Source organism: Paraburkholderia sp. MM5477-R1 (assembly GCF_050436385.1).
GTDB lineage: Bacteria > Pseudomonadota > Gammaproteobacteria > Burkholderiales > Burkholderiaceae > Paraburkholderia > Paraburkholderia tuberum.
This window is the reverse complement of the sequence record NZ_JBNDMC010000005.1, coordinates 543,076-567,831: the sequence shown is the minus strand read 5'-3', so window position 1 is coordinate 567,831 and position 24,756 is coordinate 543,076. Positions and strand designations below refer to the sequence as shown.

The window sequence follows — 24,756 nt, the reverse complement described above, 5'->3', positions numbered from 1 at the left end:
CGTCGTGTCGAGTGTCCGATCGCAGCTCTCTTACGGACATTCGCTATGGTGACTCGACAGGCGGCTTCACGCCCTGAGTCCGTCCGTCAAGTATTTCGAGGGGGAAGTGCGAGGCTTCCAAGGAGAGGCGAGCCGCGCTTCCTCAATGCATTCAGATAGACGCTCTCGTCGTACAGTGTCCGAGTTTGCCAGCAGCGGTAGAGGATCCGTATCCACTTGAACGCCAAAGCTCTGACGGCGGCCTGATACGAACTGCCCTTCGCTCGCTGTTGCCGGTAGTAAGCGCCCGCCCAGAATGACTTGTTAATTGTCTGGCCGGCCCATTCCACGAATGTCTGGCGCAGGAACGTCGGACATTGCCAGCGCCAGTGCACCCAGCATTTCTTGCCACTGCGCTCAGTGACCGGCGCAATGCCGGAATACTTCTGCAGTTCAGCAGCGTGCCTGAAGCGTTCACGCTGCTCGCCGAATGCGGCAAGCAGCCGCGGTGTCAGATGTGGGCCCGCTCCCGGCAGGCATTCAAACAGGGCGAAGTCAGGTAGCGTTCGCGCGACCATCGCAATCTCCCTGTCGAACACATCGATCCCAGCGAGAGCCGTTCGCAGTTGTGCCACCAGCGCCAACGCGTGCAGCCGGCAGGGTGAGAGGATGCCGGGATCCTCAGTCAGAGGGGTGGCCGAGCGGATGGACTCCAGACGCGTCTCGATCAGCCTGGGGCGGCGGCAGTTGTGCGCGTGGAAGAACGCCTCAAGGGTACTGCGGTGGGCGCGTTTGACGGATGAAAGCGTCGGCCAGCGCGTAATGAAGTCGCAGAACAGTACCGTGTCGATGTGCGCGAACCATTCCAGTGCCTGCGGATAATACTGCTTGAGCGTATTGCATAAGCGGTTAGTGAATCGCGTCTTGTCGCCGACCATTTCACGGCGCTGCTCGATCAAGCTCGTCAGACAACGCATGCCCGCACCTTGCGGTCTCAGTGGAGCGAACCGTTCGGGATGGCGAAGCAGCAGATCGAGTGCCAGTTCGGCATCGGTGGGATCGTCTTTGGCCCGACTCGGTTTGAACGCCTCGCGGTATTTTGCGAGCGTCGATGGATTAATCGGAAAGAGGACCAGGAAATCATACTTCTGAAGCGCGGAAACTATTGGTCCCCTTGCCAGCTCGAGGGCAACCGCGATCATCCCATCAAAGCGCTGATGTAATCCCTTTGCCCACTCATCAATGCATGCGACCTGATGAGGAACACAACTGAACTCTCGCCTGGTGTCGTCGGCAGCCTGCAGGCAGATATCGTGTTTCGCATCCGCCCAGTCGATGCCAACATACGCTGCAAACTGCTGATCCGATAGAGGCGACATGTGAACCTCTGCAAGTGATAGATTGTCTGGCAGGGACATGCATGCTTGCGTTCAGCGAAGCCAATATAGTGAGCCGGTGCGACGGCGAACCCTGAGTATTCGTTGACGAGCGCAAGCGCACCCGCGGACTCGAAGCTAAAGCCGCAAACGTCCAGGCGTTTGGGTCGAGATATTCGTAGCCCGCGGGTGCATGTTCCGCTTGCACTGGCAGCAAGCTGCCAGTGCTACCAGTATCAGTGAAAGCGGAACGGACTATCTATACAGGGTCGCAAGTACTCGTTCGCTTTCCGTGGGACGAGTCATTCGCGACCACCGACCTGTGAATGACAGGAAAGCGCCCCATACCCGTCTGACCAGCACCGATCCTCGAATGACGGCATTGGCCGATGAAGGACCGTCCGTCTTTCACAATCGAACGTCCGGAAGCAGAGGCGGATTCAACGTCCGAATGGTCGCCCCCTTGGCCGCGGAAGCGAAAAAATTCGCATATTGACTGCTGGCCTGCCAAAGGCGCTCGCCATGACAAAGTCCTGGCACCATTGTACGACTGCCCAAAAAGGCACCCTCCTTCGAAATGTTCGCACCGTGTTGTCGCTTTTCTAGCACCGTTATGGGGCGTTTTAAGCAAAGACTAAAGAAGTTCTTCAACCGGTCGATAGCTTGATCAGGGGCTCTTCCCGCCGTGGGACCTGAACCAGAGGTCCGACGTTCCCTGCACGGAGAAACTCAGTGAAACGCCTGGCTTGCCGCACGTGGGACGAAAACTTTGCGATAGAGCGACCACGCCCATGAAACGCAACCTGTTCTTCCGGTTTCTCGGACGTCTCCGCGTCGGCCGAAAGCTGCTGCTGATTTATCTGCTCGACTTGAGCGCAGTCCTTTACATCAGCGGCATCTTGATCCGCGAAAAGTACATCGCAATTGACTTCTCCGACAAGGAGCTGATCGGGAATGCCTACGTCGCGGCCGTGCATGACGCGCTTATCGACTTCGCACTCGCGGGGGCTGGGCAGCCGCAGACTGCGGTCCAATTGAAGAGCACTGCTAGCAGACTCGACGACGCAGAGCGCCGCTTTGGCGCGAACATGCAAAGCGCAGTTATTAACGAACGGGTCCGCGATGCACTCGAAGCAAGTTCGGCGCCGCATGCGAGCGCATCGACGGTGGACCTCGGCCTCGACGCGACGCGCGCACTGGTGACACGGGTCGGTAACCAGTCGAACCTGATTCTGGATCCGGACCTGGACAGCTACTATTCAATGTCACTGTCGATTCTGCGCTACCCGGAGCTGCTCGGCGACGTCAACCGGATCGGCCGCCATCTGCACGATGCCGGCGCGAACCCTCACGCCGCATCGATGAGCCACGATGAGATGCGTACCCGCTACCTCGTGCTGGAGGGACAGCTTGACGCAGTATTGCAGGGGCTGCGCTCGGACTATGCGGAAGCTTCGGCCGCGAACGGCACACTGACCGGCACGATTGGACCGTCGGTCGAACGCATGCTCGCCGCCGTCGAAACGTATCGCCGCATGGCTGGAGCCGCAGTTGACGCTGGCGCGGATGCGGCCGCGCTGAACCGGCTCGATTCCGCACAGCAGCGCCTGGTAACGAGCGTAAGCGACGCGTGGAGTAACACCGGCAGCCAACTCGAAAGTCTTCTGCATAAGCGCGTGCGCGGCCTCTTTGAGCGAATGTGGCTGCACCTTGGAACGGCATTCTTTCTGCTATGCGCGATCCTGAGCATGGTGTACTTCGTCGCGCAGCAGATTTCCCGCCCCTTGCGCCAGCTGGCGCGCGTGATGGATACCGTGCGCCGCACAGGAGACCACTCGCTGCGCGCCAGGTGGCATAGTCAGGACGAGATCGGCCAGCTCGTGAGCGGCTTCAACGACATGCTCGCGCAGCTTGACCGCGAGCGCGTCGTGCAGAAGGAGCTTGCCGCGACAGCGCGTGCGTCGGCCGCGCAATACGCTCTTGTAGAGGCGACTCCAGTGCCGATGGTCGTCACGTCAATCCCGGGGCATGAGATCCTGCACGCAAACCGGCCAGCGCTTGCCTGGCTCAACGGCTGCACGGTAGACCCCTGGGGCTTCGGTCTCGACTCGGAGGTACGCGCGCGGTTTTTCCAGCAACTCTCGGACCGAGATGCCGTAGACGAATTCGAGGTGCGCTGGAAGGCCGGCAGCGAACCTACGTGGGCCATGCTGTCGGCGCGACGCCTCGACTTCCAGGGGCGCGACGCAGTATTGACTGCATTCACTCCAATCAACCAGATCAAGCTGATGGAGCAACGCCTCGAATTGTGGGGCAAGGTGTTCGAGGCATCATCCGAGGCGATTCTGATTCTGGATGAGCAACGACGGCTCGTCACTGCCAATGCATCGTTCTATCGAGCGACTGGATATTGCGCTGACGACGTGGCGGGCAAGAAGCCTGCTTTCCTCTTTGGAACGCAGGAGCAAGATGACATTTTTCCGGCCGTTATCGATTCTGTCGATCGCCTCAGCGCGTGGCATGGCGAAGCGCAGGTGCGAAGGCGGGCCGGCAACGACTATCCGGCATGGCTAATGGTGAGCGCGGTGCGCGACCGGCGGGCGAACCTGTCGCACTATATCTGCACGTTGATCGACATCACGGACCGCAAGAAGAGCGAGGCGCGCATTCAGTTTCTCGCCGAACATGACGTGCTAACGGAACTGCCGAACCGCGAGCTGTTCATCAAGCGCCTTGGCGTCGCACTCGGCAATGCGCGCCACTCCGGCCAACGCGTCGGCGTGCTCTTCATTGATCTGGACCGGTTCAAGAACATCAATGATTCGCTTGGCCATCACATCGGCGACAACCTGTTGCGCTCGGTCGCGCGGCGCCTTCTGCAAGCCGTGCGCAGCAATGACACCGTCAGCCGCCTCGGTGGCGACGAGTTCACGGTAATCCTCAACGGTGTCAGCAATGTGGCGGATGTTACCCGTGCGATCGAGGATCGTCTGTTGCCGCTCGTTCGTCAGCCGCATGAACTAGGCGGCGCCGCATTGCCGGTGTCATGCAGTGTCGGCGTGGCACTTTTCCCGGACGATGGCGAGGACATCGATACCCTGATGCAGAACGCCGACGCCGCGATGTACCAGGCGAAGGCCGCGGGACGTAACCTCGTCAAGTTCTTCGCACCTGATATGGCCGAACGCGCGCGCTACCGGTTGACGCTCGAAGCGTGCCTGCGCACGGCGATCACCAGGCAGGAGTTCCGGCTTGCGTACCAGCCGTGTGTCGATGCCCGCACGGGCGAACCGGTTGCCGTTGAGGGGCTCTTGCGCTGGAACAGCCCGCAGATCGGCACGGTGTCGCCTGCGCAGTTTATTCCGGTCGCCGAAGACACACGACTCATCATTCCGATCGGTGCCTGGGTAATCGACGAAGCATGCCGACAGGTCGCCGCGTGGGACGCTGGCGGGCTGATGCATTTGCGCGTCTCGATCAACGTGTCTGCGATCCAGCTGCGCGATCCAGACTTGATAAGCTCGCTCGCAGACAGTCTCGAGCGGTACGGCGTGGCTCCCGATCGGCTCGAACTCGAGATCACTGAGACGGTGTTGATGGACAACGCGGAGAACTATCTCACCACGATCCAGGCGATCCGCAAGCTTGGAGTAAAGCTATCCCTCGACGATTTCGGTATCGGTTACTCAAGCCTCAGCTATCTGAACCGATTTCCGCTTGATCGCCTCAAGATCGACCGCGCGTTCGTGCAAGACATGCTCGATGCGCCGGCCGACCTCGCAATTATTCGGGCAATCATCGAGCTCGGCCACGAACTGGGCCTCCGAGTGGTCGCCGAAGGAGTCGAGAGCGAGCATCAGGCTCAGATCCTGCGAAACATTGGTTGCGACGAACTGCAAGGTTTCCTCTTCTCGAAAGCATTGTCGCCTACCGAATTGCGGTCCTGGAGTAGCGTACGCAAGGTGGCTTGAGCGCCGCAGTAGCTTTCTTTCGCGCGATAGTATTCTCCGGGGCTGGAGCGGCCGAGCATGATCACAACTGGCTGCACTCGGACCCTCAAGCGACCTCCGAAAAACCTCGACCAACGGCGGAAATTAACGGATGAACCGTCATTCATTGGATACCGTCGACCGTCCTTCTGTGGCCGGTTGCACTCACAAGGCTGCGACGCCGCTAAACTGCCTTAGGCGCAGCGAATGCTTCTGAACGTCGGCTTATGGTGCTGACGGGTGAACGCGTACAGTCGGCCAGGAAGAGACCTTCTTCCTAAGCGTCGCGAAGACATTCAGACGGCGGTTCCATTCAGATAACGGTCATTGACGAACACGACACGTAAGCTCAGCAGGCCTCCGAATTTCACGATAAACCCATCGGTGTCGTATCGGATTCCACGCGCGAAGATGCAGGAGACGTCCGCGGATCGCGGTGACTATGCAGCACGTCGTGCTCACCCGCGTATTCGAACCCGGCTGCGCCCGATGATCGACGATTACGTAATGGCCGCCCGGCATCAACACGCGAAAAACGGCGTCGTTGAATGCATGAACGTCGACGGGGACCATCTTTGGCGTGTGGAGATCGTGGTAGTTCCGCGCGATGCAAAACGCGTAGATCTGTTCCGTCGGGCGCCCGCTTTTTCGGCAATCCCTGTCAGCAGCACGGCATTGTGCCGCTACCGCGCGAACTGTTCGACCTCCGACTGTCCCGCCTCGATGCGCTCGATCTTTGTCAGCTCGGCGGGAATCGCGGCGAATACGCGTCCGTGGTCTCCGGCCAGTGACGCGAACAAGCGAGTGAAATATCCGCGATACGGCAGAAAGATCGCCTGGCCCGATGTCGATGAAGCGAAGCACATCGGCGACGCGATCTCGCCCGTCGCGGGCGCGATCGCGGTGAGGCCGTGTGTTATCGGTGAGTGCCGCTTCGATCTGTGCGTCGGTCGAGCGTGCCATGGTCGTGCGCAACACGGCTCAAACCGCTGCAATGCAATCTATCTCGATATCGAAACGTCCGGGCCATGCGGGCACGTTCACGAAGATCCGTGCCGGTGGCCGGGGGCCAAAGAATCGTGCATAGATTTCATTGACGATCGGGAACATCTCGACGGATGTGCAGTAGACGTTGCACTTGAGCACCTGGTCGAGCGACGATCCGCCGGTCTCGACGCAGAGCTTCAGTTGCTCCAGCACGCGTCGAGTTTGCTGTTCGATCGGCGCATCCAGCACTTCGCCGGTCTGCGGATCGAATGGCGGCAAGCCCGACACGTAAAGCGTGTCGCCGTGACGCGTGGCAACGGAGGTGGGTGCCTTCCAACGCTCGAGCCAGTTGGACAATGGTTCGACACGGATGATTTCGCGAGCCATGTGTTTCTCCTTGAGTGACGGGATCGATGTTAATGGCGCGCGTCAAGCGTCGCCAGCGAACAGTGCATTGAGATCCGAAGCCGGTGGGGCATCTGCGAAGCCGTCGAAGCGTCCGTCCGAAAGCGCCTGGGCGGAGCGCATGAGGCCGCCCCAGGCGCTCCGCGCGAGTGCGCCGCCCACGCTGACGCGCCGCACGCCCAGCGCTGCCAGTTCTGGCAATGTCAGGACCGGGTTCGCGCCAATCAGTACGTTCACCGGTTTGGGCGAGACCGCCGCGACGACGGCCTCGATCTCTTCGCGCGTCCGGATACCCGGCGCGTACAGGCAGTCCGCGCCGGCCGCTGCGTAAGCCTTCAGACGCTCGAGCGTGTCGTTCAGGTCGGGCACACCAACGAAAAAATTCTCCGCGCGGCCGATCAGCAGCGTATCGCCACCGCTATCGTCGATCGCTTGCCGCGCCGCTGCGAGCCGCGCCACGGCGATCTCTATCGGCAACAGAGGCGCGGCGGCATCGCCGGTCGCATCTTCGATCGACAGGCCAGCCACGCCGGTGGCGACCGCGAGTTTCACGCTCTCGGCAACGCCGGCCGCATCGTCGGCAAAGCCGCTTTCGAAATCTGCATTGACCGGCAGATCGGTGGCCTCGACCATCGCGCGCAAGTGCGCGAGGATGTCGTCGCGGCTCGCCTGGTTGTCGGCGCGGCCGGTCGACCACGCATAGCCGGAACTCGTGGTCGCGATAGCCTGGAAGCCGAGGCTCGTGAGATAACGTGCGCTGCCGGCGTCCCAAGGGTTCGGCAGCGTGAAACAACCGGATTCGTGTAGCGCCCGGAATGTGGCGCGCTTTTCGGCAGTGGTGCGTGGCATGGCAGAACTCCCGGAAGAGGGGGAAGCCCTTGCGGGCTTCCGAACGCGTTCAGGCGATTTCCGTTTCGACCACCGGGAAGTCGATCTCCGTGTCGAACACATTATTGACGAAATTCGTCAGCATGAACTGCGCACTCAGCGCGATGATCTCGACGATATTGGCATCGCTGTACCCGGCGGCTCGCATCACGTCGAGGTCCCCCGTCGCTACTTTGCCGCGCGTTTGCATCAGCTTGCGCGCGAACGCTACCGCGGCCGCCACGCGGGGCACGTCCGAGTCCCCGAGTCTGTTGCGGCGAATCTCATCGCTGGAAAGGCCGGCAAACTCGGTGGCTGCGTAGGTGTGGGCGCTGAGGCAGTACTGGCAGCCGTTGACCTGCGACACGGCCAGTGCAATGCCGTCGCGCGTCTTGATGTCGAGTGTTTTGGAGAGAGCGCCCTGCAGGCCGGCCCACCCGTTCAGCGCCTGGGGGCTTTGTGCCATGATGCGGAACAGGTTGGGCGTGAGCTTGAGTTGCCGCGACACGGCGTCGACGACGGCCTTGGACTCGGCGGGAATATTCTGCGGAATAGCGATGCGGCTCATAGTACTGCTCCTTGGGTTCGGTTCGAACTGCGGATGATGGCTGCGGGAACAGGTGTTCCTGCATTGAGAAGCAGTCTAGGAGCGATCACCGCGCACAGGATCCGGCAAATGTGCGCAAAAGTCCGGCTCGTGGGTCGCCACTCGGCGCTTCGGGCGTCGAGCGGGCGAGTCAATCCGCGCGGTGCGGATCAGGATGAGGATGGTGTTGCTCGATACTCGGCGGGCGCCGCGCCATAAATTTCGCGGAAGGCGCGTATGAAAGCTCCGCGGCTCGCGTAGCCGGCGTTGTGCGCCACCTGGTCGAGCGCGAGATCCCCGGCGCGCAACTGGGCGGCGGCCTGGCGCATTCGGATGTCGCGAAGCACCTGCATCGGCGCCTGGCCGAAGGCCGCCGAGAAGCGCGCCATGAACGCGGAGCGGCTCAGACAGGCGATCTGGGCAAGACTTTCGACGGTGTGCGGCGCGGAAGGCCTCGCGGTCATGTCGGCGAACGCGCGCGCGATCTGGGGATCACCGAGCAATGCGAAACGTTCCATCCACAGCGCGCTGGTTTTAAGCGAGCGGCGCACGAGCGCAACGATCACCTGCTTGAGCAGCGCGCCCGACATCGCACCGGCGCCGATTTCCTGTGCCATCAGCTCCTCGAAGGCAGTGCGCAGATAGACGTCGAGCCGGTCGGACGGATCGAATTGCTCGACGATCGGCATCGAGAGCATTTCGAAGAGATTAATCGAGGCGCCGAAAGCTGCGGTGAAGTAACCGCAGATCATCACGGTCATGGGCTCAGTCGATCCGGCGCGGAACCGGTTGATGGAATCGACGACACGCTTATGCTCGCGGCCGGATACGACGACCGGTGCGATGCCCGCCTGGTTTGCGGGCACCTCGAGCTTCAGCGGATGTCGCGGTGGGACGATCAGCAGCGTGTGCGGTGTAAGGGGTACCGAATCGGCGCCTCCGATGTGTAGAAGCCCGCTGCCGGAAAGAATGTAGTGGATGCCGGGCGCGTCGTTGCCGTCGAGTTCGAGCACGAACCCCTCGCTGACGAGACACTCGGACAGGCCTAGGACGCGGATCTCGAGCAGCGCGATGAGTTCATCGAGGTGTGCTGCGGAGATGCGCGCAAACGACGACAAGGGCGTTGAGATGGACATTCGTTCGAAAGAACGCGGCAATGCCGGCCAAGCTGGAACGCGATGACGGATTGTCGCACGACTGCAGCGGGCTGCGGACTTGCCACGGCAGGCCAGGTCGCGTGTCGGCGACCTCCCTAGGGAAGACGGAGAGAACTAGCTGTAGCAGCACATACTCATCACTCTCCGTCGCTTTTGCACAGACAACGGCCGTACGGTTGAAGCACGGGCGACCGGCCGCAGTGGGTCGGGAGTGTGAGTTCGCTGATGCAGGAAGCTGCCGCCCGGCCCCTCGATACCGCCACCGTCGGCAATCCGTCCACTGCCGACGTAGAATCCAGTCCTCTCCAACGTCGGCAATGGCCGAAATGCCGCACTCGGGAAGCTGGCGCCACGGACCGGACTGCTCCGTCACCCGCCCTCCGAATCGCGAGAAACGCGATCGTCGGCAGAGAGCGGGATTGGCATAGAGCTATCGTTCAGGGAGGAATAGGTGGTTCGTCTGCGCGTCGGTCTCACGCGCAAAACCGTCACGGCCTCGATGACCGTCCTTCAGAAAAACCGGAGTGTGCTCCGCCTCAGACTGCTGACGGGCAGACGCAGATCTCCAGTCGACGCCATGCGAACGCGACGCATCGCCGCGCGTCGCTCCCAGGCTCATAGGCCCCGCAAGGGACCTTTTCCCGGCAGCCTATCGTCGCAGGCGAATGGCTCAGTACAAGGCCCAGTCGCAACGTCCGTCGGCTTTTCCGTTTCGGCTACGCGCCAGAGACGGCGCAGCAGCCCGCGCGTACTCACGTCCGATGCTCGTGACGCAACTAACTGTCAAGCGCTGGCGCCCTCCGGCCTGGCTTCGCCGCCACCCCGTCTGGCAGCAGGATGGGATAGCGGGCCACGACCCTGGTCCGTCCGAAAAGGGCATGCGGGTTGAGCAACCCGTGATTTCCTGGCGGACAACGATGTGGCGTCACCTGCCGTGCTCGCTTTGATCAGTGGCGCCCGAAATCGTCAGGTGTCAGTTCGACGCGTGCGCCCGGGTGCGCGAGCAGCTTGCGTTCAGCGATCGCGCGGATGCGGCTATATCCGTCGCGGAAGGTCCTGAGGATCCGCAGGTCGTCGGCCCGGTCTTCAAGCCAGAAATGAGCCTCGAGCGCTGCGGTCGTGATGACGCATTCGACGAGGGTTTGCCCTCTGACGAGGCGGAATGACACGCCTTGGCGGCTTGCCAGAATCTGCGGCTCGAATTCAGGTTTTTCCATGACGGGTTTCAGGGCGTTGTCGTTTATGCGGGTAAAGCGGTATGCGTATCGGTCTGATGAGGTTGGCGATTGCCGCCGGCATCAGGGTACAGGCTGCGGGGCATCGTGACGCGCGCAGGCGGGCATAACGGGCGGCTCCTGGCAGGCGCGTTCGCGAAGCGAGGTGGTACTCTCAGTTCCGGGTTGTAAAAGCCTCGCCGATCTGCCGCGCGCGCTTCACTTCGTCGCTGTGCAGGTAAATCGAGGTCGTGGAGACGGAAGCGTGCCGCAGGTTGTCGCGCACCGTGGTGAGTTCGGCGCCGTGGCCGAGCGCGTGGGTAGCGTGGGTGTGCCGCAACCAGTGGGGGCTCGCGCGGCGCAGCTTCTCCGCGAGCGGTGGGTGATCGGTTTCGATGGCACTGGCGGCAAGGACGAGAAAGCGCTCAAGCACGCTCCACAGCCGCACACTGCTGATGGCCGTGTCACTGTCTGCTTCCAGGCTGCCGATGATCGGTGTGTCCGGCCGCCAGCGCGCCGTAGTAGTCGGCAACTGGCGCCCGGCCAGATAGCGGGCGAGGGCGTCCCACGCGAGCGGCGGCAGCGCCACCCGTGCGATCTTGCCGCCTTTGCCGGTGACGCGCAGCCAGTGCTCGCCGCGTGCGTCCGTCTCGACGTGGCCGAGCGTCGCGCCGACCAGCTCACTCGCGCGCAAACCCGTCGCTAAGCCGAAATCGAGCAGGAACCGCAAGCGCTGCGCGGCCGGAACCGTCCAGCCGTGAGACCATTCCAGCCCCTCGGCCATCGTACGAAGCAGTGCCCATTCGCCGTCGGTAAAGGCGCGCGACGCGTCGAGCGCCGATGCCGTCCTGCCGCCGCGCACCTTGATGCCGGCAAACGGATTGGCCAGCACGTAGCGCTGTTCGACCAGCCAGCGGAACAGGGCGCTGAGAATCGACAGCGCGTGCGCGACCGAGCGCGCCGAGAGGGTGCCGTTAAACGGCCGCCAGTCCGGTGACGTGCGGGGGCGCACCGGGCCGATCCAGCGTCCCCGCGGCGCCGGATGGCGCAGGAACGTCCGGTACGCGATCGCATCTTCGGTCGTGAGCGACGACAGCGCGCGGTCGCGTTCGACGATGGCCCAGAGGATCAGCCGCTCGGCTTCCTTGCGGTAGGTCCGCTGCGTGGCGGGCGACTCGTGCAGGGACAGCCACGTTTGCACGGCCTCGTAGTCGTTGGACGCGTCGAGCGTGCAGGTGGCGGGCGGTGCGCGGAACGTGCCGGCGGAGCCGTCGACCTCGTGCGGCAATTTGAGGGTTTCCCACGGCACGATGTCGCCGCGCTGGCTCGCGACCACCAGCCCACGCGCCCTGTCCGTGAGCGCGGGCCAGGCGGCGAAGAACGCCTCGATCGAACGGGCGCTCGCCGTGCCGAGCCCCGGCACGGCCTTCCACCACTGGCGCCGGCGCGGAATGCGCACGGTGAGATCGGCGAGCGTCGTGATGCCGTACGCGTGCAGTACGCGCACCGCGCGCGGGGAAAACCACTGCGCGATGTCGTCGGCGATCTGCGGTTCCGGAGAGCGCGCCGTGCGCAGCGCATCGATTGCCTGCGCCACGCCTTTCGCTTGCTGCTCGCGTCCCGCTACAGGATGAGTGAGGAGTGCGACGAGATCGTCGCGATGGGCCGCGCGCGCAACGTCCAGCAGCTTGCCGCGGATGCGCCCGAGGACGCCGCGCGCCGATTTCCCGTCACCGAGTGCGGCGGGCAGGTAACGCGCCACGGCCTGCCGCACGGACACGCCGGCGTACCACGCGCGCAGCACGGCAAGCTCGTCGGCATCGGGAAAACCGGATCCGGAAGATTCAGCGTCAGCAGCGGGCGCGGAGGGCAGGGTGAGGCGCCTTTTCATACCCCGGAGTTTAGCCTGAAAACAGGTGCCTTTAGGTCGGGTAGCAGCGGTGCATTACTGCACCGCTGCCCCCTAAGAACCGTGCATGCGAGTTTCCCAGCACACGGCTCAAGCCTTTCAAAGCCCCATTGCCGAGGCCGGTTTCACTACTGAGAGTCCGAGGGCACGCGCGGCCCGATGGCAATCCGGGTGAAGCATCGTCAGGTTGCTGATCGTGTCCTTACCGCCATCGATCTTTCGCTCCAGGTGGTACAGCCGCCAGCCACTGGATTTCGTGATCATTTGACGACAGACCGGACAGGACCTCTGCTGATCGAGCCACAACCGGATCAGCCGCATCCGGCCCTTGAGCGAGTCCATCATCGCGAAGCCCAACCGCTCTTCGAAATAACTTTCCCACTGCGGGTCGAACGGGTTTGCGGCACCCTTGATCTTGCGGTGCCGCCGGATCGGCGTGCCGACAATGTCGTACAGCGTCAGAAGTTCACGCTTTCCATTGCTGAGCACTTTGTCCGTCGCCGTACCAAAGACCCATTGGCGGGCGCCAACGGTTCGAAAGTACTTCCGACGTACCCAGTGCGAGTTCTTCTGCGGGTGTCGGCGCTTCGCCCAACGCCATAGACATTGCCAAATCGCATGAGCAACCTTGTTAAAGGTGCGCTTCGCCACGACATGCCGATAATAATCCGCCCAACCGCGAATCTTTGGGTTGAGCAGGCGGATCAGACGATCGTGTCTTAGCGTTGCATTGCCTTTCACGACGTCCCGAAGCTTCCGCATGAAGCGCTGAACGCTCGTTTTGGCCGGCTTGATCAACAACTTGCCGTCGTACTTGCGAACGTTCATGCCCAGGAAATCGAACCCATCGTTGATATGCGTGATCCGGGTCTTCTCCCGTGACAGCGATAATCCCCGCTGTGCAAGAAACTGCACGACCAGCGGCATGACTTCATCCTCCAGCACTTCTCGCGTCGCGCCAGTGATAACAAAGTCATCTGCATATCGAACGACGTTAACCTTCGACGGATTCCGGCCGCCTCTGCAGAACTTCGCAAGAAGTGTTCGTTCTAACCCATCGAGAGTCATGTTCATCAACGTGGGCGAGATAATACCGCCCTGAGGCGTACCCGCTTCCGTCGAGTGAAAGACACTGTTGTGAAGGTAGCCAGCCTTCAACCACTTTCGCAGTATCGCTTTGTCCGTTGGGATGTGGGCGACCAACCAATCATGCGAAATTTCATCAAAGCAGCTCCGGATGTCGGCCTCCAGAATCCACTGCGCGCGATTGCTGCTGGCCAGTGAGATAAAGCACTGTTCTATCGCGTCGGCCGTGGAGCGGGCGGCTCTGAACCCATAAGAGTTCGGATCCGCCATGGTTTCTGCAACAGGTTCGAGTGCAAGCAGATGAAGCGCCTGTTGCGCTCTGTCGACCATGCAGGGAATTCCAAGAGGTCTCAGCCGTTTCCCGTCGGCTTTCGGGATATATATTCGTCTCAGCGGCAGAGGGCGGTAGCCCCGCCGCTTTAGAGACTTCACTGCCTGGAGTCGGGACCTCGGCGTAGACCATGTGAGGCCGTCTACGCCGGGAGTCCGTCTACCCTGATTCTCAGTCACCCGTCTGACGGCGAGTGCCTTGCCGCTGAACGAGTGGGTCAGCAACCACTGCAAAGCCTTCACCGTGCCGTACTTGCCGTCCTGTGTCGCCTTCACGATGCGAGCCTGCAGCCTTCGAATCTCACGATAGCATCGGGCCCAATCGACATCGTTCCAATGCATTGCGCGATCGGAGGACGCACCGGTGCCGGCTTGCTGCACTGTCATTTGCTTCTCCTCCTTTGAAGGTTCGTCAGACTCTTTCGTGACGAAAGACCATGCGGAAGTCTGCCCGCTTTCGCGTAGGATGATGTTGCCTTGCGGCGCAATCCCTATCCGTCTGATTACAGGACGGCGTTCGCTTTCTCCGCACTCCTGTTCCCGCACCTCCAACAGCTTTCCTCACGGTCGGCTTGCCCGACTGGGCAGAGATACGGGGTTTCCGTGTTCCGCATCGTTCGCAGGAATGGTTTAGGCTCTGCTTCTCCACCGGTAGCACCATGTCCGCGCTGCCCCATCTTATAAAGGGCAGACCTGCTACGTTCCCGTTTTGGGTGGGGCCTATCAGTGTCTTTGGCCCGTCTAAGTTAACGATGTTTATCAGCAGTTCAAATACTTTAACCATGCCATCCAGTCTAGCGCCCCCTCCGCATTGACACTCGCAGGGGCACCGTCGTCTCACGACCACGGCTTAGCTTGCGCCGGGCTACATTGTCTCGGTGGCTTCACACGGCGCCGTTACCAGCCCCGCATGCACCAATAGACTACGGGCGACGGAACGCCCGGTTTCCTCCCGCCAGACATCGACGGTAAAACAACGAACGAAGCGACCTCACGTCGCACATAAGAAAACTTATCTTAATGGCTACGTCCTGCGACCGTCTTCAACGGCGACGCCGGTTGTCCGAGATGGCGAACGGGCGCTTCCGGCGACGGCGAGCAGCTCAGGTCACAAAGCACGGCGGTCATTCACAGACTGACAGTTCCGACTTTCACCCGTCCCTGCTTGACCACGCAAGCGCACTAACCATGCCTTGTTCGGCGGCAGGGGGCGCCTCGAATTCGCCACAAAGCCAATTGCCAGAACGCTGGTAGCGAGCGGCCCCGTAAGTTCGTTACACGATAACGTGTAATCTAGTTTCTCCGAACGTTGCAACTCTCAACCGGAACCGCTTGTAAAGCCGGCGCCAAAGTATTTTTTCTGGTGCGCGTGAAATATGTTTACACTGGTTCTTGCAAAAACGTTGCCCGGAAAACTGCGTGCGAGGCATCACACGTGCGCGCAAAATCAGCGAACTGAAGCATGGATAACCTACAGGTAGTACCTCGCTCCACGACCGACACTCTGGCGCGAATCCGGGCGATTTCAGACTCCCTGCCCGACGCGCAGCGACAGGTGGGAAACGCGATACTCGCCGAGCCGGAGTGGTCGGTGCGAGCCAATGTCGCGGAGATTGCGCACCGCGCCGGGGTCAGCGCACCAACCGTCGTTCGATTCTGCCGCGCCGTGGGGTTCGAAGGGTTGAGCGACTTCAAGCTGCAACTTGCGCAGAGCCTGGCGGTAGGCACGCCGTACCTTCATCGAGCGGTCAACGCCAAAGATGACGTAGCAAGCATCGTCCACAAAATCCTGTACGGAGCCGCCGCCGTGCTGACCGATCTTGAGAGGCAGCTCGATGCCGACACGATCGGTCACGCCATCGAGAAGCTTGCCGCGGCCAACCGGATCGACTGTTATAGCGTGGGCAGCGTGTCGACTTTTCTCGCCAACGACGCCCAGTCGCGCTTCGCGCGCCTCGGTCTCACATCGAACGCCTATTTCGATCCGCACATGCAGGTTATCTCGGCAGCAGCGCTGTCGCCTCGCGACGTCGTGCTCGCGATTTCACACGTCGGACGCATGTCGACCTTGCTGGAAGCCGTGGCGCTCGCGCGCGAGCAGGGCGCGACGGTAATCGGCATTACGCGGCCCGATACACCGCTGGCGAAGCAGTGCACGATTCCGATCGGCATGATCGTGCCAGAGGACGCCGCTGCGCGTGTGGGCACGGAGGCATACCTTGCCGGCCAGATACTCATCGAGGTTCTGATGGTCGGGGTGGGCTTGCGACTCGGCCCATCGGCGCTCGAGCGGCTCAAGCGAGTCCGGTCCGTGCTGCGCGAGAGGGGGGTCGATAGCGACGTCCACCCGGCGTTGCAGCGCGCCTGGTCGGAAGCGGAGCGCGACGCGCTCGGCGGCACATAAGTACGTCTACCTGGCGGAACGGCTCCGCGCGGGTCCCTCGGCCGGGATCGGCCAGCGCCCCCAAAAGTTTATTTTTTTCCTTTTTGACATCAAAGGATCAAAGCTTTACGCTTGGTTCTGAAATTTAGTTACACACAAGCCGAATCGCCATTCGGAACGGGTGACGGCGGACTGATACGGGTCCACTCTATTTCAATAGGAATACAAATTAATTTAGCGCTGTAAACAGCTAAATTGCAGTGAGTATATGCGGGTTCTGTTGAAATGCTGGGTAGCCGGCCTAGCAGATGTGGTTCTCTTTTGGCAGCGCATAGCGGACGATACCGGGCCTTGAAAGTGAAATTTACTTACATCTCATCCACAGCATCATTTGCCTTGACGAAATTGGACCTATGAACGGAACACCGGAAGCGCACAGCTCCACGCATTGGCTGTTTCAGGGCGGCTTCGTGATCGACGGTAGCGGAGCGTCCCGGTTTCGCGCCGACGTGCGCGTCGAAAACGGCCGCATCAGTGAAATCGGCGCGGATCTCGGGCTGCGCGGGGCGACGTGCATCGACGCGTCCGGGCGCGTCGTCGCGCCCGGCTTTATTGATGTGCACACCCACGACGACGAAAGCGTCCTGTCGGCGCCGCAGATGCTGTCCAAGATAAGCCAGGGCGTGACCACCGTCGTGGTGGGCAATTGCGGGATCAGTCTCGCGCCGCTGGTGCACGCGAACGTGCCGCCGCCGCTGACCTTGCTGGGCGGTTCCGACAAGCACGTCTTTCCAACGATGAAGGCCTACGCGCAAGCCGTCGATGCCGCACGTCCGGCGGTCAACGTCGCGGCGCTCGTCGGTCACTCGACATTGCGCGTCGCGACTATGGACGATCCTTACCGCGCCGCGACGCCCGCGGAACAGACCAGGATGGCGGACCTGATGCGCGAAGCGATGGCCGCGGGCGCGACGGGTCTCAGCACGGGTCTCTTCTACGACACCAACGCGGCAGCAGACGTTGCCGAGGTCACGTTGCTGGCGCGTATCGCCGCCGAAGCCGGCGGCATTTATACCGCGCATATCCGCAACGAAGCCGAGGACGTGATCGCGTCACTGGACGAAGCGTTCACGGCCGCGCGAGATGCCGCTCTGCCCGTGGTGATCTCACATCACAAGTGCGCGGGGCCGACCAACTGGGGACGGTCAGTCGAAACACTCGCACACATCGACGCCGCGCGGCGCACGCAGCCGATCGGCCTCGATGCGTACCCTTACGTCGCCGGTTCGACCATTTTGCGCCCGGACCTGGTGGACGACATCATCGAAATCATGGTGACGTGGTCCGAGCCTTACCCCGCAATGAGCGGGCGCTCACTGGCCGACATCGCGCAGGAGTGGCAATGCAGCCAGAAAGAAGCCTGCGAGCGCCTGCAGCCGGGCGGCGCGAGTTACTTCCAGATGCGTGAGGACGACGTGCGCCGTGTGCTGCAACACGAGGCGACGATGATAGGCTCAGATGGCCTGCCGCACGACCGTCATCCGCATCCCCGCCTGTGGGGGACCTTTCCGCGCGTGTTAGGCCATTACTCCCGCGAACTGGGTTTGTTCCCGCTGGAGGACGCCGTGCATCGCATGACCGGCCTGTCCGCACGCCGTTTCAATCTGCTCGATCGCGGCGAGATCGCGGTTGGCAAGCACGCGGATCTGGTCGTGTTCGATCCGGATTTCGTGATTGACCGCGCTACCTACGCGCAGCCGACCACGCCGGCTGCGGGCATCGACAGCGTCATGGTGAGCGGCTCGATGACCTACCACGCACAAGGTCCTACCGGCATTCGGGCCGGCCGGTTCCTGCGTCTCGGGGCCCGCACATGAGACAGTCACTATCGTTATCGTCCGCCAACCAGCTGCCTTCGCAGCAAACGTATCGGTTACGATCGCCGCGCGTTCGCCTGGCTGCTCAATACACCAGCGCTCCTCGCGATCGTCCTGCTTTCCGCGTTCCCGATCGCCTACTCGGCGTGGATCAGCCTGCACCGGTACAACCTCCAGCGTCCGCACGCTTTCAAGTTCGTCGGTCTGTCGAACTACAGCGACATACTTCAGTCACCCGAGTTCTGGACTGCCCTGCGGATCACCGTCGTGTACACGGTGCTGGTGGTTCTGCTGGTGGTGGTGTTCGGCATCCTGATTGCGCTTCTGCTCAACCGCGAGTTTCCCGGCCGCGCGCTGGTGCGCACGCTTGTCCTGCTACCGTGGGCCATTCCGCCCGTAGTGAACGGCCTGATGTGGCAATGGATCTATGACGCCAAGGTGGGCGCGCTCAATGGCCTGCTGGTCAGCCTCGGCTTGATCGACCAGTATCGCGGCTGGCTGTCGACGCCCACCTCGGCTTTGCTCGCGCTCGTGTTCTCGGAAGTCTGGAGCCTGTTGCCGCTCGCGGTGATCCTGTTGCTCTCCGCGCTGCAGCGCGTTCCCGCGGAGCTTTACGAGGCGGCGGGCATGGACGGCGCCAGCAGGTTCCAACTGTTCCGGTACATCACCTTGCCCTGGCTTTCGCAGTCGCTGCTCGTCGTATTGATCCTGCAGACGATGTCCGCGCTCAGGGCGTTCGACGTCATTTATGTACTGACAGCGGGCGGCCCCGGCACGGCCACCACCACGCTCACGTGGCAGACCTACCTCACCACGTTCGATAACCTCGATTTCGGCCACGGGAACGCCTACGCCTGGCTGGTAAGCCTGATTACGCTGGGGCTCGCCCTGGCCTATTTCCGAGTGCTGTACGGACGTGGGGACTTTGAAGCATGAGCACTCTTCTAAACCCGTTGTTCACACCCGCCGGCCGCCAATCGCGGCGCAAGGTGTTCCTGATCGTGGCGGGTATCGCCGTCGCGATCTATATCCTCGCGCCGTTCTGCTGGCTGCTGCTGACGAGTTTCATGCACGAGCGTGACGCGCTGACTGTGCCGACGCAGTGGATTCCCCGGCATCCCACGCTCGAGCACTATGAGATGTTCTTTCATCCCACAGGAACGAGCGCGATCGTTGGCGGCCGTGCTGCCGAAGAAATGCTTCCGGGCATGCTGAACTCGCTGATCGCCGCGCTCGGCACGGCCGCGGTCAACCTGGTGCTCGGCACGCTCGCCGGCTATAGCCTCGCTCGTCTGCGTTTTCGCGGGCAGGGCGCGCTTCTCGGTGTTTATCTCGGCTCGCGCATGGTCCCGGGTATCGCGCTGATCGTGCCGCTGTATCTGACGCTCAAGAATCTCGGCATGCTGGACCACCGGTCCGCGCTGATCATCACGTATGTGACCTTCACGCTGCCATTCACGATCTGGCTGCTGAAGAACTACTTTCAGACTATCCCGCGCTCGCTCGAAGAAGCCGCGCTGATGGACGGATGCAGCTGGTTTCAGATGCTCGTCAAGGTCCTGCTGCCCGTCGCCATGCCCGGCCTCGTCTCTTCGGCGATGTTTGCCTTCATGACCGCGTGGAACGACTACCTGTTCGCCGTGATCCTGACTAGCACGACAGCGTCGAAGACATTGCCGGTGGTCGTCGCGGGCTTTGCCACCGACGTGACGACCCAGCGCACGCTGATGGCGACGGGCGGCGTACTGGCCATCATCCCGCCGCTGTTGCTGGCGTTCCTGTTCCAGCGCCTGATCGTCCAGGGACTGACAAGCGGTGCCGTGAAGGACTGATTATGGCGATCCATTCAATGCAATCTCATGGCCTCAAGGAGGACCACGATGTCGTCCAGTGAAGATTCCTATCATGCGTTGTCCCGCCGTCGCTTTCTCACGATGTCCGCGCTCGCTGGCACCGGCGCGGCGCTCGGCGGCCTCGGGCTGATGTCCCCAGCGCGCGCGGCTGAAGTGTCGGTGCGCTTCGCGGGCTGGGCCTTCGAGCCGCAGGTGGTCGAACAGCGATTGCGGCAGTTCATGGCCGAAAATCCCGACATCAAGGTGAACTACTCGCCGCTCGACATGCAGTTGTATAGCGAGAAGATGATCGCCCTGTTCAATGCCGGCTCCCAGCCGGACACGTTCTATGTACGTGACACGGACCTGGGCGCGTGGGTTGACGCGGGCTGGCTGCAGCCGATCGACGGCTTGCCGCAGCTCGACGAATTGAACCGTGACATCTTTCCTTTCGACCGTCAGGCGCTCTTCTACAAGGGCAAGCAATACGGCACACCCTACTACGGCGACATCTACGTCTACATCTACGACCGTACCGCGCTCGACAAGGCCGGCGTCAAAGCGGCGCCGGTAACGCTCGACCAGCTCAAGAACGCGGCCCTGGAAGTCAAGAAAGCAGGCATCGCCCAGTACCCGATCCTGAAGGGCTACAAAACGAACGTGGACGGGCTGAGCGAATTCTGGTCCATGGTGCTCGCCTCCGGCGGCCATCTGTTCAATCCCGCGATGGACCCCGTGTTTCCCAATGAAGACAAGACGGCGCTGACGGTGCTGCAGTGGATGGTCGACGCGATGCATAGCTGGCAGATCCTGGACCCGCGTGGCCTCGAACTCGACGACACCCAGGTGCGCGACGCCTACCTGGGCGGCCAGGGCATTTTCACGTCCAATGTCGGCAACGTCTTTCCTCGCTCCAACAATCCGCAGTACAGCAAGCGCGCCGGCAACATTCGCATGACGCGCTTTCCAGGCGTGAAGGATGTCGGCAAGGGACCGATGGGATGGGCACGCCTGTATGGCATGAGTTCCCAAACCAAAGCGCGCGACGCGGCCTGGCGCCTGATGTATTTCCTTGGCGGCAAGGATGCCAAGGGCCAGTACTCATCCGCCGAGACGTGGTATCTCAAGTACGGGGTAGGGTATCCGTTCAAGCCGCTCGATAGTGATCCACAGATCATGGCCTCGCAGAAACAGTTGGGCTACGAGCCGGCGATCATTCAGCAGCAAATGGCGAATGCGCGTACTCGCGAGAACATCGGCACGACCTGGTACAGCGAATGGGACCGCTTTACGCAGCAGCAGATTCAGGCTGTGTTAATGCGGCAGATCACGTCGATCGCGGCATTGACCGCGTCGGCGCAAAAAGCGCAACAACTGAAGAAGGAGGCGAGTTAATGAGCATTTTCACGCTTGAGCGCGACGGGGACTGTCCCCCGGCGGTTTTCCTGCATGGGTTCTGTCAGTCGTCGGCCTACTGGGAGCCGACTGCCGATCGGCTCGCCGCTGCCGGCATTGCGTGTCTCGCGCCCGATCTGCCGGGCTTCGGCGCATCGGCCGGCGAACGCGGTCCGTACACGATGGCTGCGCTGGCGGACTCGGTCGCGCGTCTGCTCGATGCACGCGGCCTGTCCCGCATCACGTTGATCGGCGGGTCCATGGGCGGCGTCGTCGCGCAGCAGTTCGTCTTGCGCTACCCGGAACGCGTCGCGCGCCTGCTGCTCGTCGCGACTGGCGCGATGGCCGGGGACCCCGCCGCGGCGCTCGCGAAGGCCGATGCCATGGCGGCCGCACCCTGGGACGAAGCCGCGATCGAGCCCGTCGTGAACGGGTTCTTTCTTCGCCCTCCATCGGCTCCTGATCTGGCGAGGTTCCGCAGCATCGCGCTGAGCGCGACGCAAGCCGCCGCCATCGATGCAGCACGCTCCAATGCATTGAATAACACGCTCGACCAGCTCGCCGCCATCCGGGCTCCGACGCTGATCATCCAGGGTCGGCACGACCGCGCGCGCACGCCCGAGCATGGCGCAGAGATGCAGGCAAGGATTGCAGGCGCCGCGTTGGCCGTCATCGAGCACGCAGGCCACACGCCGCAACTCGAGCAGCCGGACCAATTTCATGACGTTGCGCTGCCTTTCCTGCTCGCTGAACGCGTCGATCAACCGGTCGCCGGCCGGACCCCATCCTGAACCACGGAGAACGTAGATGATTCTGAATGAAATCGCGGGCAAGGTCTGCCTTGTGACCGGTGCGAGCCGGGGGATTGGCGCGGCGGTGGCACGTGGCCTCGGCGCCCGTGGTGCGAAAGTGATGGTTCATTACCGCAGCGGCCGCGCGCAAGCCGAGGCCGTGGCCGCCGACATCGAGCAGCATGGCGGCATTGTCCGCATCGTAGAGGGCGACATCGCGCAGCCCGACACCGCCGAGCGGCTGATCCGGGAAACGGTCGAGACCTTCGGGCGGCTGGACGTGCTGATCAACAATGCCGGCGACCAGATCTCGCGCGTCGGCATTGCAGAGTTTCCCGACGAGCTCTTCGAGCGCCATCTGGCGATCAACGTGCGGCCTGTGTTCGCCGCATGCCGCGCGGCCGTGCGCCAGTTTCGCAGTCAGAAGAGCGGCGGCAACATCATCAACGTCAGTTCCGTCGCGGCACGGACCGGCGGTGGCGCAGGCTCGGCGGTCTATGCCGGCGCGAAGGCGTTCATGTCGACATTTTCACGTTCGATCGCAAAGGAAGTCGCACCCGAAGGCATCAGGGTGAATGTCGTCTCGCCGGGGGTGATCATGACCGACTTGCAAGAGCGCGTCACCTCACCAGAACAACTGAAGGCCACCGCAACGCAGATCCCGATGGGTCGTATAGGCGATCCGCAGGACTGCGTCGGAACCTTCCTTTACCTGTGCTCGGATCAGTTGAGCGGCTACGTGACCGGCCAGGTCGTCGAGGTCAACGGCGGTCTGCTGATGCCTTGACGCGAGCGTCCCGCCATTCAACTACTCATTCCCGGAGCATCGCTTTGGCAAACCTCAGCATCCACAACGTTAAAAAGTCCTATGGCTCTCACTCCGTCATTCAAGATATCAGCGTGGATATCCCTGATGGAGAATTTGCGGTGCTCGTGGGTCCTTCCGGCTGCGGCAAGTCGACGCTGCTGCGGATGATCGCGGGCCTCGAGGACATCACGTCGGGACAGATCCGCGTGGCGGGGCAGGTAGTGAACGACGTGTCGCCCAAAAACCGCGACATGGCGATGGTGTTTCAGAACTACGCGCTTTACCCGCACATGACGGTTGGGCAGAACATGGGGTTCTCGCTCAAGATCAGCAACGTCCCGAAGGCTGAAATCGAGCAGCGCGTCAGGCGTGCGGCTGAGATTCTCGCACTCGATCCGCTTCTTGAGCGCTATCCTCGCCAGCTCTCCGGCGGGCAACGCCAGCGCGTCGCGATGGGACGGGCGATCGTGCGCGATCCGCAAGTTTTTCTGTTCGACGAGCCGCTGTCGAACCTCGATGCCAAACTGCGCGTCGCCATGCGCACCGAGATCAAGCAGCTCCATCACCGCCTGCGGACGACGACCGTCTACGTCACTCACGATCAGGTCGAGGCGATGACGCTGGCCGACAGGATCGTGGTGATGCGCGACGGTGTCGTGGAACAGGTGGGTGCGCCGCTCGAAGTCTACGATCAGCCGCGCAACGTGTTTGTCGCAGGTTTCATCGGCTCGCCGGCCATGAATTTCCTGCGAGGCGCGCTTGTCGATGGCGACAAGGAAACCGTGTTCCGTTCCGATAGTGGCATGACGGTTCGCCTCGGCCGCCAACTCACGGCAGACCGTTCAAGACCGGTGATTCTCGGAATTCGTCCCGAGCATTTCGTCACGACGGCGGATGGCACGCAGACCGAAGTCGTAGTCGTCGAGACGACCGGATCGGCCACTCAGGTCAATGTCCGTTACGGCAGCGACGAGCTCGTCTGCGAGTTTCGCGAACGCGTTCTCGCGCGACCGGGAGAGCGTCTGTGCATCGCTCCGCTACCGGACGCCATACACCTGTTCGACGCCGAAACCGGCCGACGTCTGACCGGACTTGACCGCTCCCTTTCCTGATGAACACGCCGTACACCGGTCTTGCTCTGTACGGCGCATATAGTCCGCGCCCTCCCGCCGACTACCCCGGAATCAGCACGCGAGTGCGCGTGAGCACCTCTTTTGCCAGCTCCACGATGGTATCCGCGCCGCTAAGACACTCTTCCTGATAGGCGACAAAGAACCCTTGCTGAGTGATTGGCCGTTCAGTGTTCAGCACGTGAATCAGCCGGGAATCGATCTCCGCTCGCATGATCGCGGGCGACAACACGGCCGCCGCATGTCCGGCCGCGACCAGCCGCGACATCATCGACACGGAATTGCATGAGCTGATGTTGTCTGGATTGCAACCGGCACTGCGGAACCAGTTCATCACCAGCGAATGGTTCGATGACGGTTGTGAGACGGTGATGATCGGCACCGACGCAAGCTCCAACTAATGGGATGGACGCCCCCACCCGTAACGGCATCGTGATGTGCCTATGGTCCACCCCATTTTTGCAACCTTGATCTTCGATGGCGAGTTGGCTTGCATAAATCTATTCGGCGTCGTTGTGGGGATTGCTCCCCGCGCCACGATGAGATTCGCACCTGACGATCCTTAACAGTGGGTCGGCTTCGAAAAGCCTGTTTGGCACTCAGGTTCTTCGTCAGGCCGGTATGCCGTTCACGGCGAGGTTCAATCGTGGGTTAC

General features: G+C 61.9%; 19 protein-coding genes. 9 read left to right on the top strand and 10 right to left on the bottom strand.

Going from position 1 to position 24,756, the window contains the following annotated elements; all coding sequences use genetic code 11:
- Positions 1-86: 86 nt before the first annotated feature.
- Positions 87-1,358 (bottom strand): IS110 family transposase, encoded by a 1,272-nt coding sequence (locus OKW35_RS14940; RefSeq protein WP_429488491.1) that lies wholly within the window; start codon positions 1,356-1,358, stop codon positions 87-89.
- Positions 1,359-2,146: 788 nt separating this feature from the next.
- On the opposite strand from OKW35_RS14940, the gene OKW35_RS14935 reads away from it, so the two are divergent.
- Complete coding sequence (locus OKW35_RS14935) at positions 2,147-5,326, top strand: bifunctional diguanylate cyclase/phosphodiesterase (RefSeq protein ID WP_090812208.1); 3,180 nt, start codon at positions 2,147-2,149, stop codon at positions 5,324-5,326.
- Positions 5,327-6,027: 701 nt separating this feature from the next.
- On the opposite strand, the gene OKW35_RS14930 is transcribed toward OKW35_RS14935, so the two are convergent.
- The 8 genes from OKW35_RS14930 to ltrA all read right to left on the bottom strand — a co-directional run bounded on the left by OKW35_RS14930 (position 6,028) and on the right by ltrA (position 14,272).
- Positions 6,028-6,210 carry a hypothetical protein gene (locus OKW35_RS14930; RefSeq protein WP_184070394.1) on the bottom strand — a complete coding sequence of 61 codons (183 nt, stop codon included), beginning with the start codon at positions 6,208-6,210 and terminating at the stop codon, positions 6,028-6,030.
- A gap of 115 nt (positions 6,211-6,325) precedes the next feature.
- Complete coding sequence (locus OKW35_RS14925) at positions 6,326-6,718, bottom strand: RidA family protein (protein WP_429355222.1); 393 nt, start codon at positions 6,716-6,718, stop codon at positions 6,326-6,328.
- Positions 6,719-6,760: 42 nt separating this feature from the next.
- Positions 6,761-7,585: an isocitrate lyase/PEP mutase family protein gene (locus tag OKW35_RS14920; RefSeq protein WP_429355223.1), complete on the bottom strand. Its 825-nt coding sequence runs from the start codon at positions 7,583-7,585 to the stop codon at positions 6,761-6,763.
- A 49-nt stretch (positions 7,586-7,634) separates the two neighbouring features.
- The gene (locus OKW35_RS14915; protein WP_429355224.1) at positions 7,635-8,171 is read right to left on the bottom strand and encodes a carboxymuconolactone decarboxylase family protein; all 537 of its coding nucleotides are present in this window, start codon (positions 8,169-8,171) and stop codon (positions 7,635-7,637) included.
- 188 nt (positions 8,172-8,359) lie between these two features.
- Positions 8,360-9,325: an AraC family transcriptional regulator gene (locus OKW35_RS14910; RefSeq protein WP_221307816.1), complete on the bottom strand. Its 966-nt coding sequence runs from the start codon at positions 9,323-9,325 to the stop codon at positions 8,360-8,362.
- A gap of 968 nt (positions 9,326-10,293) precedes the next feature.
- Positions 10,294-10,563 (bottom strand): DUF1488 family protein, encoded by a 270-nt coding sequence (locus OKW35_RS14905; RefSeq protein ID WP_090812210.1) that lies wholly within the window; start codon positions 10,561-10,563, stop codon positions 10,294-10,296.
- A 172-nt stretch (positions 10,564-10,735) separates the two neighbouring features.
- A complete protein-coding gene (locus OKW35_RS14900; RefSeq protein ID WP_429552788.1) occupies positions 10,736-12,433 on the bottom strand; it encodes a phage integrase family protein in 1,698 nt (565 codons plus the stop codon).
- 135 nt (positions 12,434-12,568) lie between these two features.
- Positions 12,569-14,272, bottom strand: coding sequence for a group II intron reverse transcriptase/maturase (gene ltrA / locus OKW35_RS14895; RefSeq protein WP_429552448.1), 1,704 nt, complete (start codon positions 14,270-14,272; stop codon positions 12,569-12,571).
- 1,075 nt (positions 14,273-15,347) lie between these two features.
- On the opposite strand from ltrA, the gene OKW35_RS14890 reads away from it, so the two are divergent.
- The 8 genes from OKW35_RS14890 (at position 15,348) to OKW35_RS14855 (ending at position 24,083) form a co-directional block, all read left to right on the top strand.
- Positions 15,348-16,289 carry an SIS domain-containing protein gene (locus OKW35_RS14890; protein ID WP_429552447.1) on the top strand — a complete coding sequence of 314 codons (942 nt, stop codon included), beginning with the start codon at positions 15,348-15,350 and terminating at the stop codon, positions 16,287-16,289.
- A gap of 392 nt (positions 16,290-16,681) precedes the next feature.
- Positions 16,682-18,145 (top strand): N-acyl-D-amino-acid deacylase family protein, encoded by a 1,464-nt coding sequence (locus OKW35_RS14885; RefSeq protein WP_429552446.1) that lies wholly within the window; start codon positions 16,682-16,684, stop codon positions 18,143-18,145.
- Between the two features lie 267 nt (positions 18,146-18,412).
- Positions 18,413-19,081 carry a carbohydrate ABC transporter permease gene (locus OKW35_RS14880; RefSeq protein WP_429552445.1) on the top strand — a complete coding sequence of 223 codons (669 nt, stop codon included), beginning with the start codon at positions 18,413-18,415 and terminating at the stop codon, positions 19,079-19,081.
- Complete coding sequence (locus tag OKW35_RS14875) at positions 19,078-19,977, top strand: carbohydrate ABC transporter permease (RefSeq protein ID WP_429552444.1); 900 nt, start codon at positions 19,078-19,080, stop codon at positions 19,975-19,977. Before OKW35_RS14880 ends, OKW35_RS14875 begins: the two co-directional genes overlap by 4 nt.
- Positions 19,978-20,025: 48 nt before the next feature.
- Positions 20,026-21,372, top strand: a complete 1,347-nt coding sequence (locus OKW35_RS14870) for an extracellular solute-binding protein (RefSeq protein ID WP_429552443.1) — start codon at positions 20,026-20,028, stop codon at positions 21,370-21,372.
- Positions 21,372-22,163, top strand: a complete 792-nt coding sequence (locus OKW35_RS14865) for an alpha/beta fold hydrolase (protein WP_429552442.1) — start codon at positions 21,372-21,374, stop codon at positions 22,161-22,163. The genes OKW35_RS14870 and OKW35_RS14865 overlap by 1 nt, the downstream gene beginning before the upstream one ends.
- Positions 22,164-22,185: 22 nt before the next feature.
- The gene (locus tag OKW35_RS14860) at positions 22,186-22,950 is read left to right on the top strand and encodes an SDR family NAD(P)-dependent oxidoreductase (protein WP_429552787.1); all 765 of its coding nucleotides are present in this window, start codon (positions 22,186-22,188) and stop codon (positions 22,948-22,950) included.
- Between the two features lie 44 nt (positions 22,951-22,994).
- Positions 22,995-24,083, top strand: a complete 1,089-nt coding sequence (locus OKW35_RS14855; RefSeq protein ID WP_429552786.1) for an ABC transporter ATP-binding protein — start codon at positions 22,995-22,997, stop codon at positions 24,081-24,083.
- Positions 24,084-24,144: 61 nt separating this feature from the next.
- Here the strand turns inward: OKW35_RS14855 and OKW35_RS14850 are convergent, their stop codons facing one another.
- Entirely contained in the window at positions 24,145-24,483 is a 339-nt protein-coding gene (locus OKW35_RS14850) for a LysR substrate-binding domain-containing protein (protein WP_429552441.1), read from the bottom strand.
- Positions 24,484-24,756 lie beyond the last annotated feature (273 nt).

Excerpts from the sequence above, each read along its gene's own strand:
- OKW35_RS14940 (WP_429488491.1), bottom strand. The coding sequence starts at position 1,358 with ATGTCGCCTCTATCGGATCAGCAGTTTGCAGCGTATGTTGGCATCGAC.
- OKW35_RS14935 (WP_090812208.1), top strand. The coding sequence starts at position 2,147 with ATGAAACGCAACCTGTTCTTCCGGTTTCTCGGACGTCTCCGCGTCGGC.
- OKW35_RS14930 (WP_184070394.1), bottom strand. The coding sequence starts at position 6,210 with ATGTGCTTCGCTTCATCGACATCGGGCCAGGCGATCTTTCTGCCGTAT.
- OKW35_RS14925 (WP_429355222.1), bottom strand. The coding sequence starts at position 6,718 with ATGGCTCGCGAAATCATCCGTGTCGAACCATTGTCCAACTGGCTCGAG.
- OKW35_RS14920 (WP_429355223.1), bottom strand. The coding sequence starts at position 7,585 with ATGCCACGCACCACTGCCGAAAAGCGCGCCACATTCCGGGCGCTACAC.
- OKW35_RS14915 (WP_429355224.1), bottom strand. The coding sequence starts at position 8,171 with ATGAGCCGCATCGCTATTCCGCAGAATATTCCCGCCGAGTCCAAGGCC.
- OKW35_RS14910 (WP_221307816.1), bottom strand. The coding sequence starts at position 9,325 with ATGTCCATCTCAACGCCCTTGTCGTCGTTTGCGCGCATCTCCGCAGCA.
- OKW35_RS14905 (WP_090812210.1), bottom strand. The coding sequence starts at position 10,563 with ATGGAAAAACCTGAATTCGAGCCGCAGATTCTGGCAAGCCGCCAAGGC.
- ltrA (WP_429552448.1), bottom strand. The coding sequence starts at position 14,272 with ATGACAGTGCAGCAAGCCGGCACCGGTGCGTCCTCCGATCGCGCAATG.
- OKW35_RS14890 (WP_429552447.1), top strand. The coding sequence starts at position 15,348 with ATGGATAACCTACAGGTAGTACCTCGCTCCACGACCGACACTCTGGCG.
- OKW35_RS14885 (WP_429552446.1), top strand. The coding sequence starts at position 16,682 with ATGAACGGAACACCGGAAGCGCACAGCTCCACGCATTGGCTGTTTCAG.
- OKW35_RS14875 (WP_429552444.1), top strand. The coding sequence starts at position 19,078 with ATGAGCACTCTTCTAAACCCGTTGTTCACACCCGCCGGCCGCCAATCG.
- OKW35_RS14870 (WP_429552443.1), top strand. The coding sequence starts at position 20,026 with ATGTCGTCCAGTGAAGATTCCTATCATGCGTTGTCCCGCCGTCGCTTT.
- OKW35_RS14865 (WP_429552442.1), top strand. The coding sequence starts at position 21,372 with ATGAGCATTTTCACGCTTGAGCGCGACGGGGACTGTCCCCCGGCGGTT.